Origin of the sequence: Aquirufa salirivi (assembly GCF_045310485.1) — a bacterium.
Lineage (GTDB): Bacteria > Bacteroidota > Bacteroidia > Cytophagales > Spirosomataceae > Aquirufa > Aquirufa salirivi.
Window position 1 is genome coordinate 130782 of sequence record NZ_JBEWZH010000007.1, and the last position, 17313, is coordinate 148094.

Here is a 17313-nt window from a genome sequence, read left to right on the forward strand (position 1 = left end):
ATTGAATTTTATATACATTTGAACACTTAAAAGTTTTAATTCAGCAAAATTCTCGACTTCATCCCTCCTAGTATCTCCCCGGTTTACACTCCAATTGATTCTACAAGTTTGTCCCAGTCAAAATTCTTGCGTCTAAAATTCTTTAAGATTTAATTTTTTAACATTAATTTTTTATGCAAACTGGTAAAGTAAAATTTTTCAACGAGACGAAAGGTTTCGGATTCATCGTTGACGATCAAACAGGTGAAGACATTTTTGTACACGTAACTGGCTTAGCTGGTGTTACGATTCGCGAAAATGACAGCGTTTCCTACGAAGTAACTGACGGAAAGCGTGGAGCTAACGCTATCAATGTAAAGAAAATCTAATTTTCTTACATGTCCTTGATTAGAGCAAATCAGTATTTTCCAATATATATTAGGTTATCCTATTAAAATTGCAACATTGATCTCTAATAAAGAGAAAAGAAAAAGCCATCCTTCGGGATGGCTTTTTTGATTTCAATCAACATATCGATTAGAACTCAATCCAAGCAATGACTTCATCTTTGCTCGGCATAGCAGCTTCAATTTTCAGTTTCTTACGCATCCCTCCCAAATCATTAAATACTTTATTGGGATTTGCTGCTTTCAAAGCCTCTAGTGTCAATATTCCCATTTTCTGTAAAGCGGGAATCCAATGTTCGGCTACACCCGCCTGAACAAAATCAGCATCGGAAGATACTTCCTTCAATAATTCTGGCCTCATTTGTGGAAAGAATAATACTTCTTGAATGGAGGCTTGGTTCGTCATCAACATCGTTAAACGGTCAATACCTATTCCGATACCAGAAGTTGGCGGCATGGCATATTCCAATGAACGAATGAAATCATGATCCATAGCCATGGCCTCATCATCCCCTTTTTCGGCTAATCGCAACTGATCTTCAAATCTTTCTTTTTGATCAATCGGATCATTTAATTCTGAATATGCATTGGCAATCTCCTTACCATTTACAAATAATTCAAATCGCTCTACCAAACCTTCTTTTGATCTGTGCTTTTTAGTAAGCGGTGACATCTCAACAGGATAGTCAATGATGAAAGTTGGTTGAATTAAATTAGCTTCCACTTTCTCTCCAAAAAGCTCGTCGATTAATTTGCCTTTGCCCATCTGCTCATCCACTTCCATACCAAATTCTAGACATTTTGCACGTAAAGCATCCTCAGATAAAGCATCCACATCAACACCTGAATATTTAAGTATTGCTTCCGAAATGGATAATTTAGGATATGGGCCAGCAAATTCGATGGCATTTTCTCCTACCATCACATGGGTTTGATGATGTAAAGTTTGAGCTACCTTTTCAAAGATTTTCTCTGTCAAGTCCATCATCCAGTGATAGTCTTTATATGCTACATAAAACTCTAATGAAGTAAATTCAGGATTATGGGTTCGATCCATTCCTTCATTTCTAAACATTTTACCAAATTCGTAAACGCCATCAAATCCACCTACAATTAATCGTTTCAAATACAACTCATTCGCAATCCGCAAATAAAGTGGCATGTCCAAGGTATTATGATGCGTTTTAAATGGTCTAGCCGAAGCACCACCATGAATAGCCTGTAAAACAGGAGTTTCTACTTCCAACCAACCTCGTTCATCGAACATAGCTCGCATAGTAGAGATGATTTTAGCACGCTTGATAAAAATATCTTTAACGGAAGGATTTACGATTAAATCAACATATCGCTGGCGATAACGCATTTCTGGATCAGAGAAAGCGTCGTAGGTCTGCCCTTCAGCTTCCTTCACGACAGGTAATGGTTTTAATGCTTTAGACAATAGGGTGAATTCACGCACATGAAGGGAAATTTCTCCCATTTGAGTAGTAAAAACATATCCTTTTACCCCAATGATATCACCAATGTCTAAAAGCTTTTTGAAAACAGTATTATATATTGTTTTGTCTTCTCCTGGACATAAATCATCCCTTCTGAAATACAATTGGATTCGACCGCTGGCATCTTGCAATTCTGCGAATGAGGCATTTCCCATGATGCGAAAACCCATCAATCGACCTGCCAAGGTTACATCTTGAAAGTTGGCTGCCTCGGCGGAATAAGTAGACAAAATATCCTTGGCATAAACTGAAACGGGATAGGCTTCTGCTGGATAGGGATCAATGCCTAAAGCCATTAAATCCAATCTTTTCTGTCTTCTTAGTTGTTCTTGCTCACTTAAAACCATGGGGTATTTGCTAATTTCTAAAATGAATTGCAAAATTAACCAATTATAGTCCGATTAAAAAATAGACTTCTATTTCAAGTAAAATATACTGTATGATATGAATAAATTAAATCAAATAAATGGGTTCGAGTCAATCGTTTTTATATGACATTTCACATAAAATCGCTCCCAAACTAGCTTTGATAATGGTTGATTTGTCAGTTTTTGGCAATTGCTTCAAAACTGATAATCTGCCAATTCTTAAATCTTGTTAATAAAATAACGAGTTCAGAACATTGGCACACATTTTGCGTTAAATTAGCAAATCTAAAATCTAACGCATTTTTAATATTATGGAAATCAAAAACCACCTTAAAACGTATGTGATTATCGCCTTACTTTCTAGCGGAATCACCCTTGGCGCCTATTCCTTATTAAATTTAGGTTCCTCGCACACCCTAGGTGATGCACCTTCTGCATTTACAAGTTCTGTTTCCAACCAACAAAATGTCCCCGGAAATCCTGGAGAATTCACCTTTGCAGCTGAAAAAACTACACCAGCTGTGGTTCACATTAAAACTAAAATGACAGCTCGACAGAGTCGTCAGTCATCCAGTCCATTTGATGACTTTTTTGGATTTGGAGACCCATTTGGCGGACGTCGTCAACAAGCTCCCCAAACACAAGAGGCCTCGGGTTCAGGTGTCATCATTAGCTCTGACGGATATATAGTTACAAACAATCACGTGGTACAGGAAGCAGAAGAAGTGAGCGTTATCTTAAATGATAAACGTGAATTTAAAGCGAAGGTGATTTCTACGGATCCATCTTCCGACTTAGCTGTGATTCAAATCAAAGCTGAAAATTTACCTTTCTTGAACTTTGGTGATTCAGATGCACTTCGTGTGGGAGAATGGGTATTAGCCGTCGGTAATCCATTTAATCTGGAATCAACCGTTACTGCGGGTATTGTATCAGCTAAGGGCCGTCAAAACATCATTGACCGTGATGGTGATACTAATCCTTTAGAATCCTTCATTCAAACCGATGCCGCTGTCAATCCAGGTAATTCAGGCGGGGCCTTAGTTAATCTAAAAGGAGAGTTAATTGGTATCAATACAGCTATCTATTCTAGAACGGGTCAATTTGCTGGTTATTCTTTTGCCGTTCCGGTTAGTATTGTGAAGAAAGTATCATCTGATTTAATCAAATACGGAAATGTGCAACGGGGTTTCTTAGGTGTAAGTATCACCGAGGTAAATGCCAAATTGGCAGAAGAAAAGGACTTGAAATCGAAAGATGGGGTTTATGTGGGTGGCTTCTCTGAAAATTCGGCAGCCAAAGATGCAGGTATTAAAATAAATGACGTCATCATTAAGATTGATGGTACAGACACCAAATCTTCTTCTAAATTAATGGAGATTGTAGGCAGAAAGCGTCCAGGTGAAAGTATTTTGGTCACAGTGAACCGTGATGGTCAAACCAAAGAGTTTAAAGTGACTTTAAAAAATAAGGATGGTAATACCTCCATTGTGAAGGGTGATGCAGGTGAATCGACTAAATCTGAATTTTTAGGAGCAAAATTTGGAAGCCTAAGTAGCGCTGATAAAGAAAAATTCAAAGTGAGTAATGGTGTAAAAGTTATTGAGGTAATGGCTGATGGCCGACTAGAAATGTATGGCTTATCGAAAGGTTCAATCATCACTAAGATTAACGATAAAGCCGTTAGTGATCCTAAAGAAGCTGTTCAGTTATTGGAAGCACGTAAAGGACGTATTAAATTAGAAGGAGTGGATGTGGACGGTTCTCGTTTCATCTACGTCCTATAAATAGATTGATATTTTGAGGTTTTGACATATTAAAAATCCCCCGAAAATCGGGGGATTTTTTTGTTTTTGAACGCTAATTTCCTAACGCTGGCAAGGTTCTAAACCTTGACAGCGTTGAGCGTTCATAACGATTTTGGAAATAAATATGTTGTCCAAGAAATTGATATTGTATCCAACTCAAAAATGAGAGTACAAAAAAAAGAGCCAAGTGAAAGCTTGGCTCTTTTAACTTATATTTTACTAGAATTACTTTTTATAAGTAACTGTTTTTACTGCTTGTATCGTGCGCTCAATGCTTGGCAAAATTTCTTCAATCAAGGTAGGAGCATAAGGTAAAGGCAAATCCTTCGAGTTAACGCGCACTACTGGAGCATCTAAATAATCGAATGCCCAACGTTGTAAATGATAGGTAATTTCAGACGAAATAGCCGATAATGGATTTGCTTCTTCAACAACAACGCAACGATTTGTTTTCTTAACTGATTCCACTACAGCAATGTAATCAATAGGGCGAACACTACGTAAGTCGATAACTTCCGCATTAATCCCCATTTTGGTTAATTCTTCCACAGCTGGCATAACCACACGAGAAAGCATTTTACCAAAGGTTACAATGGTTACATCCTTACCTTCTTTCACGATATTAGCTTTACCGATTGGAATCAAAAATTCACCATCTGGAACCAAACCTTTATCTCCATACATTACTTCTGATTCCATGAAAATAACAGGATCGTTATCGCGTATAGATGCCTTTAATAGTCCTTTGGCATCGGCGGGGTTCGATGGAACAACCACTTTCAAACCTGGAGTATTGGCATACCAGTTTTCAAAGTTAGATGAGTGCTGAGATGATAATTGACCCGCATTTCCTGTAGGACCGCGGAAAACAATTGGACAAGAATATTGACCACCAGACATCGACATCATTTTAGAGGCCGAATTGATAATTTGATCAATCGCTACTAGGGAGAAGTTAAAAGTCATAAACTCGACTATCGGACGTAAACCATTGGCGGCAGCACCTACTCCAATACCTCCAAATCCTAACTCTGCAATCGGAGTATCTATAACCCGGTCTGGACCAAACTCATCCAACATCCCTTGGGAAACTTTGTATGCACCATTGTACTCGGCAACTTCTTCACCCATTAAAAAAACGGATGCATCGCGTCGCATCTCTTCTTGCATTGCCTCACGCAAGGCTTCTCTGAATTGAATCTCTCTCATAAAATGTTAAGGTGTATGAAAAAACATAACCGCGCAAAATTAGGCAAGAAAAAGCATACCACAAAACCAAAATTAGGTTCTCAAATTGCCCATTTTGAGAAATTCGTGGTATTTTTAAACTTTAATACCAATTTCACATCTTATGTCCGTACAAATAGCTGCTATTTCAACTTCGCTACCCGCATTTTTAGACCATAAAAGCTATTCTAGCGTAATTGTCTTAGTGGATGAGCTAACGCAAAAACATTGTTTACCCAAAATTGAAAATTTTCTACCTAAAAATCACATTAAAGTTGTCATCAAATCGGGTGAAACAAATAAAAACCTGACGACCTGTGTGAAAATATGGGAAGTCATGACTAAGGCAAATTTGGACAGACATACCTTGATGATCAATTTGGGGGGTGGTGTCATCGGAGACATGGGAGGATTCTGTGCTTCCACTTATAAAAGAGGTATTGATTTTATACAAATACCCACTACTCTTCTGGCCCAAGTAGATGCTAGTGTCGGTGGAAAATTAGGTATTGATTTTCAAGGATTCAAAAACCATTTAGGCGTATTTCAATTACCCAAAACTGTATTGATTGACCCAACTTTCTTAGAAACATTGACAGAAAGAGAAAAAAGATCTGGTTTTGCTGAAATTATTAAACACTGTTTAATCCGTGATGCCACTAAATGGTCAGAAATTAGTCAAGTGGATTGGCAAGAAAACGATTTTGCTACTTTGGTCGCGCATTCAGTTGCCATCAAAGAAGCCATTGTTATGGAAGATCCTAAAGAAGCAGGAATCCGGAAAATCCTCAATCTAGGACATACCTTAGGACATGCTGTCGAGACATTTTTATTAAACCAAGGCAAAAGAAAAATCTTACACGGTGAAGCTGTAGCCGTAGGAATCATCACAGAAGCCTATATTTCCTATGAGCGAGGTTTAATTAGTTTAGCTGAATTAGAAGAAATTGAAGCATATCTATTTGCCACCTATGGGAAAGTAATTGTATTGGAAAGTGAAATTCCAGAAATTATTCGTTTGACCATGCAAGACAAAAAGAACCTTGGAAATGAGGTTCGCTTCTCATTATTAACGGGAATTGGTGATTGTGGATATGATATTCCTGTAGGGAAATCAGAAATGAAAAAAGCACTCCAATATTATATTGGCTAATTACTCAATTACTTGAGGCACTTTAAAATAATTTTCGTTGGTGTCTGGACCTAAGTTCAACGCTTTTTGACGATCTAGCATCGCTTTGGCTTGATCTTCTCTAAAATGATTTAAAGCAGGAGTCATGTGAACTAAGGGTTCAACCGATGTTGTATTTACAGCATTCAATGCTTCCATCCAATCCAACACTTTATTGATGGAATCCTGCATGTCTTGAATTTTTTCCTCTTTCAGCTCCAAACGAGCCAAATGAGCAATTTTAATCACATCGTCCTTATTTACCTTCATCATTCTTAGGATTTAACTTTTTATCATCCGGCATCTCTTTATCCAAAAATGCATTTAAGGCATCTCGATTCAAAGTAGAAGTAATTTGTCCAAATGAATCTATATTCATCTCAAAGCCAGCCAAATCTGGATGTACTTTGGGAGCTTTCTCTTTTACTTTCTTTGATTTATCTTTCATATCTAAATGGCGGGAAACATTTCTAATGCCTTATTTAATCTAGCTAAAACTTGATCCTTTCCCCAAAGTTCCAAAGATATCATTAAATCTGGACCTGCGCCTTTTCCACTCATTGCTACGCGAAATAATTGCATCACTTTACCCATTTTTATACCTGCTTGATCTAAACATTGCTGGATACTATGTTTGATTTCTTCTGCATGCCAATCATGACAATGAGGTAGGGCTGCTACAATAAGTTCCAAAGCTTGTTTGGTTTCTGCATTCCATTTTGACGTCAACACTGCCTCATCATAATTTTCAGGAAATTCAGAAAATTCTTGAACCATTTGCTCGAGCTGTTGCGGAAAAGTAATACGGTCCAAAAACAAATGAACATATGCTTCCCCTTTTTCCATCTCAATAGATGGCAAATAAGTAGCTGCTAGCTCTTTTGCAGCATGTTGTTTCAAATATTGCTCATTGAACCATTGAGCCTTTTTAACATCGAATTTTGCCCCAGCTTTATTGATTCTTTCCAAAGAAAAAGCTTCTATTAAGTCTTCCAAAGAAAACAACTCTTGTTCTGTTCCTGGATTCCAACCTAGAAAGGCTAAAAAATTCAATGTCGCTTCTGGCAAATAACCTTCTTGCTTAAAGCCTTTGGAAATAGCTCCTGTTTGAGGATCCTTCCATTCCAAAGGAAACACAGGAAAACCTCCTAAATCAGCATCTCGCTTAGAAAGTTTACCATTCCCTTCTGGCTTAAGTAATAGAGGAAGGTGGGCAAAATGAGGAGGATTCCAACCAAATGCTTGATATAATAAAATATGTAAAGGGGCAGATGGCAACCATTCTTCCCCACGAATCACATGGGTAATTTGCATAATATGATCATCCACGACGTTAGCAAGGTGATATGTTGGCATTCCGTCTGACTTCATCAATACTTTATCATCAATGCTGGAAGTATGAACATGTACCCAATCTCGAATGATATCTTGAAATCGAATTTCACCTTTGGCAGGAACTTTCAATCTGATAACATAAGGAGTATCATTGGCCAACAATTGATCAACTTCTTCTTTAGAAAGCGCCAAAGAATTTCTCAATTTAACCCGAGTAACCGCATTGTATTGAAAGGCTGAACCTTGGCTTTCAAATGTGGCTCTCATAGCATCCAATTCCTCAGAAGTATCAAAAGCATAATAGGCTTTACCTGATTGGATTAATTCATCGGCATAAGCTTTATACATCGTTTTTCTTTCACTTTGACGATAGGGCTCAAAAGGCCCACCAACACCTATTCCTTCGTCTGGCGAAATTCCCAACCAAGCTAAACTTTCCAATATATAGGCTTCGGCACCTGGAACAAAACGCGCTTGATCAGTATCTTCAATACGTAAAATGAAAGTACCTCCCAATTTACGAGCTAATAAAAAATTATATAAGGCTGTTCGAACTCCACCAATATGTAATGGTCCTGTTGGGCTGGGGGCAAAACGAACACGTACTGAATTAGGCATATGAATTTATTTATGGGCAATACAAGAAATTTCTACACGAACATCTTTAGGTAAACGAGCTACCTCAACAGTCTCTCTTGCAGGTGGATTGACCGAAAAATACTGGGCATATACCTGATTAACCTGTGCAAAATGATTCATGTCTTTAACAAAAATGGTACACTTAACTACATCTTCGTAGTCATAACCTGCCTCTATCAAAATATAGCCAAGGTTTTTCAATACTTGATGCGTTTCTTCTTCAATATCTCCTCCAGCTTCCAATACCGAAATGGCAATTTGACCTGAAACATATAAGGTTCCATGAATAGCAACTGCCTGTGAATAGGGGCCAATCGCAGCAGGTGCTGATTCCGATAAAATTATTTTTTTTGTCATACCTTTGAAAAAAGAAATGCAAGTTACCAAAAAAATAAGGATTACCTGAATCTGAAACGAGCTTTCTCCCTAAAATATGCTTGCTAAAATTTATCCATTCATCAGTAAAAACAAAGGAATTGGCTTCATGCTATTATCCTCATTATGCTTTGCTTTGATGTCGGCCATGGCCCAAAGGATGAGTAAATTTTTCCCTTCTGTTGAATTAGTTTTATTTCGAAATGCCGTTGGCCTACCCTTTTTAATAGTGAGCCTTTGGCAGAAACCAGCAGTACAAACGGGAGGAAAACTAGGATTCCTAATATTCAGAGGCTTATTGGGTGCTTTTACTTTGTATTGTTTGTTTTATGCTTTGGAACATCTGGGATTGTCATTAACGAATACCTATGGACAAGCCTTTCCGCTTTTCATTGCCATATTTACCTTTATCTGGATACCATCAGAAAGCTTAAAAAGCAAACAAGTTTTGTTTCTTTTGATGGGCTTCATGGGTATATTATTGATTTTTCAACCTTCTGTGAATAGCCCTTGGCAAAAACATTCGGTAGGTCTATTGTATGCTATGGGAACCGCTTTAGGCTATATGGCGATTAAAGAAGCGCAAAAATACTACGATTCTCGTTGGGTCATATTTTCCTTCATGGCTGCAGGCTTTACGGCTTCTTGCATTTCTTTAGTCTTTGGAACGTGGGGTAATTTACCTAACAGCTTTTGGTCGGGTAAATGGGTGAACCCTCAGGGAATACAATATCTTGAAATTCTCATAATGGGGCTTTTAGCATTAGGCGTTCAAAGTTTTACCACGCAAGCTTTGAGATTTGAAAAAACGAGTATCGTGGGCGCTGTAGGAAATAGTGCCGTCTTGTTTTCCATAGTAATAGAAATAATCTTAGGACATGGACTACCTAATATGATCGTGATGACCGGAATGGCTTTAGTGCTTGTGGGAAGCTATCAGATTTCAAAAAAATAAATGAAAATGCTAAACCTCGACAGCGTTTGAAACGCTGTCGAGGTTAACGAAAAAAGGCTAGTAAATGATATCATTTACTAGCCTTTTAAGCTTTATTATCAAGATATTGATTAAGCAGTAGCTGAATTCATCACTTCTGTTTGCTTACGGATAGATTCTAAGTGAACCAATTTGAACAATTCTTCTACGAACTCAGGATATAAACCTAAACCTTTTGCTTGATTGGCGCGGTCACCATGTAATTGCTTCCAACGATCCAATTGTAAAACGGCTACATTGTTATCTCGCTTGTATTCGCCTAGCTTTTCAACAACCGCCATACGAGCCGTTAAGACTTCTAATAATTCGCGGTCGATATTATCAATTTTCTCACGCAATGCCGCTAATTCATCTGAGAAATCAGCACCATAACTTGCATTTCTAACTTCTAATTCACGCAACATCTCCCCTAATTTCTCTGGAGTAACTTGTTGTGAAGCATCTGACCAAGCCGCATCTGGATCACGGTGAGTTTCGATGATCATACCATCGTAATTCAAATCCAAGATACGCTGTGACAATTCCATCAACAAAGCCCGCTTTCCAGCCATGTGAGATGGATCGCCGATGATTGGCATTTGAGGGAATAAACGCTTCAATTCAACAGCCATAGCCCACATAGGTGAGTTGCGGTATTTTGTCTCTTGAGCATTAGAAAAACCACGGTGAATAGCACCTAATTTTTTAATTCCTGAACCTTGTAAACGCTCAAATGCACCTACCCAAAGAGCTAAATCTGGGTTAACTGGATTTTTCACCAATACTGGGATATCTACACCTTTCAAGGCATCAGCCAGGTCTTGTACGTTAAACGGATTAACGGTAGTACGAGCACCAATCCACAAAACATCGACACCATACTTCAAAGCTAATTCAATATGCTCAGGAGTGGCTACTTCAATAGCTAATGGCAAACCTGTTTCTTTCTTTGCTTCCACCAACCACTTTAATGCTGGCTCTCCCATGCCTTCAAAGCTTCCTGGACGAGTACGAGGTTTCCAAACACCAGCACGCATGATGTGCGCATAGCCTTCCGCTTTAATACGACGGGCTGTCTCTAATACTTGGTCCTCAGTTTCAGCAGAACAAGGTCCCGCAATGATAAGCGGCTTGCCATCTGTTTGAATCCATTCTTGCATCGGCACTACTTCTAAATTGGCATTCATAAATTTGGATTGATTAAAAGAGCCTAAGCTCAAACTGTTTTAATATTAATATTCTTGTGTTACAGATTCGGTTAAATTTTATTCACTTATATTTGCAGGCAATTTAAAAAAAATGACCCACCAAACATCTTCGAAAAAGTTGAAAAAGCTATCTTTTGAGGACACCCAAATCGCCTTTGCTTCTAAAAGCGATTTTCAACTTCGCAAGTCCTATTGGATATTTGCGATAATGAACCAAAATTGGCTTGTAAAGTTAGGGACTTTTTTCATCAAATTATTCCTTTTCTTGCATTTACCTGTTAAAAAAATAATAAAAACTACTCTTTTTGGCCAATTTTGTGGAGGAGAATCGATACAGGAATGTCAAACGACCATCCAAGAATTAGATAAAGCTCACATCGGTACAATCCTTGATTATTCGGTAGAAGGGGAAGAAAACGACAAATCTTTCCAATTAACTAAAAATGAAATCCTTAAAACAATTGTTCAATCGCATGAAAGTAGCGCGATCCCTTATGCGGTTTTCAAAATGACGGGGATTTTCAATAGTGAGCTATTAGAAAAATACCAAACGGAGAAAGGTTTGACGGAAGAAGAAGAAGTTGACTTCTTAAAAAGCAAGGATTATTTAATTGAAATTTGTCAAGAAGCTTACAATCAAGAAGTTAGACTATTTATTGATGCCGAAGAAAGTTGGATTCAAAACACCATTGATGAATTGTGTTACGAAATGATGCAACGATACAATCAAAAGACAGCCATTATCTTTAACACGTTCCAAATGTATCGCATCGATATGTTGGAGAACCTGCATCATGCCATTCAAGTAGCTGTTGATCAATCCTTTTTCTTAGGAGTAAAATTGGTTCGGGGTGCCTATTTGGAAAAAGAGCGTTTGAGAGCACATGAGGATGAATATTCAGAACCCTTGCACAAAGAAAAAGATGCGACTGACCGTGATTTTAACTTAGGAATTCAAGCCTGTCTTGATCATTTGGAACAAGTTCATTTCTGCGTAGGTACGCACAATGAGCAAAGTTGTCAATTACTATGTCAATGGATGGAAGAAAAAAGCATACCCCAAAATCATTCGCATATCTACTTTGCACAATTATTGGGTATGTCAGATAATATATCATACAATCTAGCGTCTTCAGGATATAACGTAGCCAAATATGTGCCTTACGGGCCTGTTTCTGCTGTTATGCCCTATTTATTCCGTCGAGCTGAGGAAAACAGCTCTATTGCAGGTCAAACTTCGAGAGAGTTTGCCCTTTTACAAAAAGAAGTGAGCCGAAGAAAAAAACTATGAAGTTGAAATATTACCGCTACTTTTTAGTCAGCATTGCCATTATATTGATTGATCAAGCCATTAAAATATCGGTTCATTTTTTCATGGAACCTGGTTATTTTGGTCAAAAAGAAATTTTAGGAAGCTATTTTAAATTACATTATACGCTAAACCCGGGTATGGCTTTTGGGATTCAGCTAGGAACGATCTATGGCAAACTCATGCTAACTAGCTTTCGCATAGTTGCCATGTTTGGCATAGGGTATTATCTGTACAATTTCACTAAGAAAAAAATGCATGCTGGTTTATTGGTCTGCATGGGATTGATATTAGGTGGGGCCATTGGCAATTTAATTGATTCTATTTTCTACGGTGTTTGGTTTAATAATGCTCCTCTTAATGCTCCGATGACTTGGTTTCACGGACAAGTTATTGACATGTTTTTCTTTGATATTTGGGAAGGAATATTGCCCAATTGGGTGCCCATTTGGGGAGGTAGCTATTATTCAACGCCCATCTTCAACTTTGCCGATGCATCTATTTTTTGTGGAGTAGTTCTTTTTTTAGTATTTCAAAACAAGTTTTTAGAGAAACATGAAGTAGAAAAGATTGATACGACTTCAAGTCCTGAGACATTGAATGCTCCAGAAGAAGAAACTACACAACAATTATAGCAGGTATTTGGTATATTGAAGGATGGAAACATATACCCTATTCTTTTTTTTAGCGCTATTAGCCGAAATTATCGGAACAGTTAGTGGCTTTGGTTCATCCATTTTATTCGTGCCGCTAGCTTCTTTGATTTTAGATTTCAAAATTGTGTTGGGTGTAACGGCCGTATTTCATGTATTTAGCAATACCTCTAAAATTCTATTGTTCAGAAAAGGGATTGATAAAAACATTGTCTTGAAATTGGGCATCCCAGCGGTTCTATTTGTTGTACTGGGTGCATTATTGACCAATTACATCCCACAAAAAAAGATTGAACTAAGCATGAATATCATCATATTGGCTTTATCCATTTATATGATGACTGGTGCCCACAACCGAATTCAAAAGAGCAATCAAAATTTGTATACAGGTGGGGCTATTTCTGGCTTTTTAGCTGGCTTAATAGGTACAGGAGGAGCTATTCGTGGAATAACCTTAGCCGCCTTTCAACTGGAAAAAGATGTATTTATCGCGACATCGGCCGTTATTGATTTTGGGGTTGATTTAAGTAGAGCGGTTGTGTATATATCTCAAGGGTATTTTCATCAAGAACATCTTATTTTAATTCCCTTTTTAATCATCATCAGCATAGTGGGCACATATTTAGGTAAAATTATTTTAACCAAAATTTCAGAAAAAGTATTTCATTACCTTGTTTTGTCCGTCATCATCATAACAACTGTCATTCAAACCATCCATTATTTTCAAGATTAAACAGACTATTTCACTGGCCTATTCGACATTTTTTTTGCGAAAAATGTGTTTCTAGCTGAATAATGACGAAATTGCGTAAAATTAGGCAAGCTCTATTCCATCGATTGAACCAATTTTCGGGTCTTTCCGTTTGAACTATCAGCGTAACATTCATTTTCATCCACATGGCTAACACGAACCTCATCGGACTAGACAGTCAAAAATCAGAAGAATTAGCGGCTAAATTGAACATTCTTTTAGCTGATTATCAAATACTTTATATCAATGCCAGGGGTTTTCACTGGAATATTTCAGGTGAAAAATTCTTTGAACTACATTTAAAATTTGAAGAAATTTACAATGATGCTTTGTTGAAAATTGATGAGATAGCTGAGCGAATTTTGACTTTGGGGCATACACCATTACACTCTTTCACCGATTATGTGGCTCATGCAAGAATCAAGGAAGTGAAACATATTTCCAATGGAAAAGAAGCTTTATCTCACATATTAGAAGGTTTTCAAGCACTTATTGTTTTGGAAAGAGATTTACTGAATTTGGCTTCTGAGGCCCAAGATGAAGGTACTAATGCCCTGATGAGCGATTACATTCGTGAGCAAGAGAAATTAATTTGGATGTTTGCTGCATTTCTTAAAAAATAATCCGTCTACCATTTTAGACAACGAGTTCCTTTTCGTCCGACCGGTGATCAAGAAATCAAAACAATCCGGTCGATAAACAAAAAGACACTATGTCATTTGAAAATTTAAAGTTAATTGAGCCTATTCTGAAGGCTTTACAATCAGAAGGTTATACCACCCCTACTCCTATCCAAGCCAAAGCTATACCATTAGTATTGGATAGAAAAGATTTACTAGGTTGTGCCCAGACTGGCACTGGTAAGACCGCCGCATTTGCAATTCCAATCATTCAACTGCTGACAGAAGATAAGCATTTACCTGCAGGTAAAAGGCTGATTAGAAGTCTTATTTTAACACCTACTCGGGAATTAGCCATACAAATTGGTGAAAGTTTTGAGAGCTACGGTAGAAACACCAATTTGCGCTACAAAGTGATATTTGGAGGAGTAAGCCAACACAGTCAGGTAGAATCATTGCGTGCTGGGATAGATATTTTAGTAGCTACACCTGGTCGTTTATTGGATTTAATGAATCAAAAAATTATCAGTCTACAGCATATTCAGTTTTTTGTATTGGATGAAGCTGACCGTATGTTGGACATGGGCTTTGTGCATGATGTCAAGAAAGTTATCTCACGTTTACCACAGAGAAGGCAATCCTTGTTCTTTTCTGCCACCATGCCTCCTGCCATTGTAGAATTGGCAAATACAATTTTGCACAATCCTTCTAAAGTAGAAGTTACTCCAGTTTCATCTACCGCTAATACCATCAATCAAGTGATATATTTTGTTGATAAGGACAATAAGCGCAAATTACTGATTGATATTCTAAAAGATAAGGACATTGAAAGAGCTTTAGTTTTTACGAGAACAAAACATGGGGCGGATCGAGTAGCTAAAGATTTGACCAAGGCGGGAGTCAATTCCCAAGCCATTCATGGGAACAAGTCGCAGAATGCAAGACAAACGGCCTTGAATAATTTCAAATCAAAATTGACGCGCGTGTTAGTAGCAACAGATATTGCTGCCCGTGGCATTGATATTGATGAATTAACACACGTCATCAACTATGAGTTACCCAATATTCCTGAATCCTATGTACACCGAATAGGTCGTACTGGAAGAGCGGGTGCTAGTGGTATTGCTATTGGTTTTTGTGAAGCAGAGGAGAAAGAATACTTAAGGGATATTCAAAAATTAATTGGAAAGCAAATCCCTGTGATTGAAGACCATCCTTATCCATTAATGAATCATACCATTGCTAAGAAAGCCGCAAAGCCTCAGCGCCCACCTAGAGCAGCTGGAGCTTCCTCATCTCATAGGAATAGCGGTACTCCACGAACAGGTGCACCAGCTGGAGCTAATTCCTCAGGCGCTACAGCACCTAATAAAAATACACCTTATACAGGTTGGAAGAAGAATAAATACCAAGGAGGTAAATCATAAGGGTACCCATGCGGTATTAATTAGTTTATTAAAGCAGATGTTCGATTATCCATCGTAATTCTAGCTGGGAGAATTGTTTAGTTTCGTTTAGCTTGGTAATGTGGCTTAGTGGGGAGGGAGAGGGAGATTTGTCAACTTTTAAAAAGTTGACAAATCTTAGTTGACAAATCTAAAATGAGCTTACTAAGTAATACATGTATAATATCCATCTCTTTTTAAAGCTCTAATTTAACTAAACAGTGGATAAACATCTTGATAAAATCAGATTTAGCCAAAATTTATCAATTGCTTGATTTATGAGACATAAAAAAAGGGTGCAAGTTTTGAACTGCACCCTTTTTTTGATAACAATGATCTTACTTCTTCGTAGCAGGAGTAGCTGTTTTCGTTGCTGGTGTAGTCGTTGCAGCAGATGGAGTAGCTGTAACTGGCTTAGGAGTAATTCCCATTTTCTTCAACACTAAATCAGAGATGCTAGCCTCTGCTGGATAGTGTAATAAGATAGGAGCTGTTCCCATACCTGCATCATAATTGAATACATAGGTGTAAGCATTTTCATTCGCTACAGCATGCATGTTTTCTTCAATTTTCTTCAACAAAGGCTGTAACAATTGTGCTTGCTTCTTTTGCAAAGAAGACTGTGAATTTTGTTGAAATTCCTGAATAGATGTCTGTAAATTCTGTAATTCCTTTTCTCTATCTTGTTTAATGATATCAGCAGTGCTTGCTGGCAATTTCTCAAAAACCGCTAATTTATCTTGAAAATCTTTTACCTTTCCTTGGTACAAGGTTTCATATTGCTTTTGCGTATTTTTCAAATCTTCTTCCACTTGTTTAGCTTCAGGCATTTGACTTAATATGTAATCTGCATTGATAAATCCGATCTTAATCTGCGCCTTAAGAGGCATTACAGCCATTCCGAACACTAGGCCCATGGCCAACAAAAATTTGGTTTTCATACGTGAGTTTAATTGATTATTAATTTTTTTTTACTTGTTTAATTTATCTGTTGATTTATCGACCAAATTAGGATCTAATTCCAATCCCAACTCTTCCAATATATAATCAGAGTAGTCATGCACCGGATTGGTATATATCAACGCCAACCCGTCATTGGCTTTATCAAATAGGAAATCAAGTCGCTTTTGGCGAACAACTTTCTCTACCGCTTTGGATATTTCATCCAATATAGGTTTCAAGGCTGCCTGCTTGAACTTAAACAATTCCCCATCTATGCCGAATATCTTATTTTGAAAGGATTTTGCCTCATTGTCTTTTTGACGAATGACACTTAATCTTTGTTGACGTAAATCTTCCGTCAACAATAACTCTTCTAGTTTATAATCTCTTTCTAATTTAGCGACTTCCTCATTTTTAGTTGAAATTTCTTGAATCCATTGTTTGGTCATTTGATCTATTTTGCCTTGAACTTGTTTGTACTCAGGCATTTTTGATGTAATGAATTCTGTATCAATGTATCCGAATTTCTGGGCAAAAGACCTTTGTCCTAGCACCGTAAGCATCAAAATTAAGAAAAAAATCGACTTTTTCATTGTATGCTGCT

General features: G+C 37.5%; 18 protein-coding genes. 9 read left to right on the plus strand and 9 right to left on the minus strand.

Annotated elements, in window-relative coordinates; translation table 11 throughout:
- The first annotated feature begins 173 nt into the window (after window positions 1-173).
- On the plus strand, window positions 174-368 hold the full coding sequence (locus U0R11_RS10730) for a cold-shock protein (protein WP_109322468.1): 195 nt from the start codon (window positions 174-176) through the stop codon (window positions 366-368).
- Between the two features lie 148 nt (window positions 369-516).
- Here U0R11_RS10730 and lysS read toward each other — a convergent pair whose 3' ends face one another.
- Entirely contained in the window at window positions 517-2232 is a 1716-nt protein-coding gene (gene lysS, locus U0R11_RS10735; protein WP_406751681.1) for a lysine--tRNA ligase, read from the minus strand.
- Window positions 2233-2564: 332 nt separating this feature from the next.
- Here lysS and U0R11_RS10740 point away from each other — a divergent pair, with 332 nt between their 5' ends.
- A complete protein-coding gene (locus U0R11_RS10740) occupies window positions 2565-4040 on the plus strand; it encodes a Do family serine endopeptidase (RefSeq protein WP_406751682.1) in 1476 nt (491 codons plus the stop codon).
- Between the two features lie 246 nt (window positions 4041-4286).
- Here the strand turns inward: U0R11_RS10740 and U0R11_RS10745 are convergent, their stop codons facing one another.
- Window positions 4287-5270, minus strand: a complete 984-nt coding sequence (locus U0R11_RS10745) for a pyruvate dehydrogenase complex E1 component subunit beta (RefSeq protein ID WP_406751683.1) — start codon at window positions 5268-5270, stop codon at window positions 4287-4289.
- A 142-nt stretch (window positions 5271-5412) separates the two neighbouring features.
- On the opposite strand from U0R11_RS10745, the gene aroB reads away from it, so the two are divergent.
- A complete protein-coding gene (aroB, locus tag U0R11_RS10750; RefSeq protein ID WP_406751684.1) occupies window positions 5413-6441 on the plus strand; it encodes a 3-dehydroquinate synthase in 1029 nt (342 codons plus the stop codon).
- Here aroB and gatC read toward each other — a convergent pair whose 3' ends face one another.
- Genes gatC through U0R11_RS10770 form a run of 4 tightly spaced genes read right to left on the minus strand, consistent with a single transcriptional unit; the run spans window position 6442 to window position 8790 of the window.
- Entirely contained in the window at window positions 6442-6732 is a 291-nt protein-coding gene (gatC, locus tag U0R11_RS10755) for an Asp-tRNA(Asn)/Glu-tRNA(Gln) amidotransferase subunit GatC (RefSeq protein ID WP_406751685.1), read from the minus strand.
- Window positions 6716-6907, minus strand: coding sequence for a hypothetical protein (locus U0R11_RS10760; RefSeq protein WP_406751686.1), 192 nt, complete (start codon window positions 6905-6907; stop codon window positions 6716-6718). The genes gatC and U0R11_RS10760 overlap by 17 nt, the downstream gene beginning before the upstream one ends.
- A gap of 2 nt (window positions 6908-6909) precedes the next feature.
- Window positions 6910-8412 (minus strand): glutamate--tRNA ligase, encoded by a 1503-nt coding sequence (gltX, locus tag U0R11_RS10765; protein WP_406751687.1) that lies wholly within the window; start codon window positions 8410-8412, stop codon window positions 6910-6912.
- A 6-nt stretch (window positions 8413-8418) separates the two neighbouring features.
- The gene (locus U0R11_RS10770; protein WP_406751688.1) at window positions 8419-8790 is read right to left on the minus strand and encodes a RidA family protein; all 372 of its coding nucleotides are present in this window, start codon (window positions 8788-8790) and stop codon (window positions 8419-8421) included.
- 76 nt (window positions 8791-8866) lie between these two features.
- Between U0R11_RS10770 and U0R11_RS10775 the strand changes: the two genes are divergently transcribed.
- Entirely contained in the window at window positions 8867-9763 is an 897-nt protein-coding gene (locus tag U0R11_RS10775) for a DMT family transporter (RefSeq protein ID WP_406751689.1), read from the plus strand.
- 110 nt (window positions 9764-9873) lie between these two features.
- Here the strand turns inward: U0R11_RS10775 and U0R11_RS10780 are convergent, their stop codons facing one another.
- A complete protein-coding gene (locus tag U0R11_RS10780) occupies window positions 9874-10968 on the minus strand; it encodes a chorismate mutase (RefSeq protein WP_406751690.1) in 1095 nt (364 codons plus the stop codon).
- Window positions 10969-11107: 139 nt separating this feature from the next.
- Between U0R11_RS10780 and U0R11_RS10785 the strand changes: the two genes are divergently transcribed.
- The 5 genes from U0R11_RS10785 (at window position 11108) to U0R11_RS10805 (ending at window position 15749) form a co-directional block, all read left to right on the plus strand.
- A complete protein-coding gene (locus U0R11_RS10785; RefSeq protein ID WP_406751691.1) occupies window positions 11108-12280 on the plus strand; it encodes a proline dehydrogenase family protein in 1173 nt (390 codons plus the stop codon).
- Between the two features lie 2 nt (window positions 12281-12282).
- Window positions 12283-12933, plus strand: coding sequence for a lipoprotein signal peptidase (locus U0R11_RS10790; protein WP_406751726.1), 651 nt, complete (start codon window positions 12283-12285; stop codon window positions 12931-12933).
- A gap of 22 nt (window positions 12934-12955) precedes the next feature.
- Complete coding sequence (locus U0R11_RS10795) at window positions 12956-13684, plus strand: sulfite exporter TauE/SafE family protein (RefSeq protein WP_406751692.1); 729 nt, start codon at window positions 12956-12958, stop codon at window positions 13682-13684.
- A 164-nt stretch (window positions 13685-13848) separates the two neighbouring features.
- The gene (locus U0R11_RS10800; protein ID WP_406751693.1) at window positions 13849-14325 is read left to right on the plus strand and encodes a Dps family protein; all 477 of its coding nucleotides are present in this window, start codon (window positions 13849-13851) and stop codon (window positions 14323-14325) included.
- A gap of 89 nt (window positions 14326-14414) precedes the next feature.
- Window positions 14415-15749: a DEAD/DEAH box helicase gene (locus tag U0R11_RS10805; protein ID WP_406751694.1), complete on the plus strand. Its 1335-nt coding sequence runs from the start codon at window positions 14415-14417 to the stop codon at window positions 15747-15749.
- Between the two features lie 356 nt (window positions 15750-16105).
- Here U0R11_RS10805 and U0R11_RS10810 read toward each other — a convergent pair whose 3' ends face one another.
- Both U0R11_RS10810 and U0R11_RS10815 read right to left on the minus strand, forming a co-directional pair.
- Complete coding sequence (locus tag U0R11_RS10810; RefSeq protein WP_406751695.1) at window positions 16106-16708, minus strand: OmpH family outer membrane protein; 603 nt, start codon at window positions 16706-16708, stop codon at window positions 16106-16108.
- A 30-nt stretch (window positions 16709-16738) separates the two neighbouring features.
- Complete coding sequence (locus tag U0R11_RS10815; protein ID WP_406751696.1) at window positions 16739-17302, minus strand: OmpH family outer membrane protein; 564 nt, start codon at window positions 17300-17302, stop codon at window positions 16739-16741.
- Window positions 17303-17313: the final 11 nt, after the last annotated feature.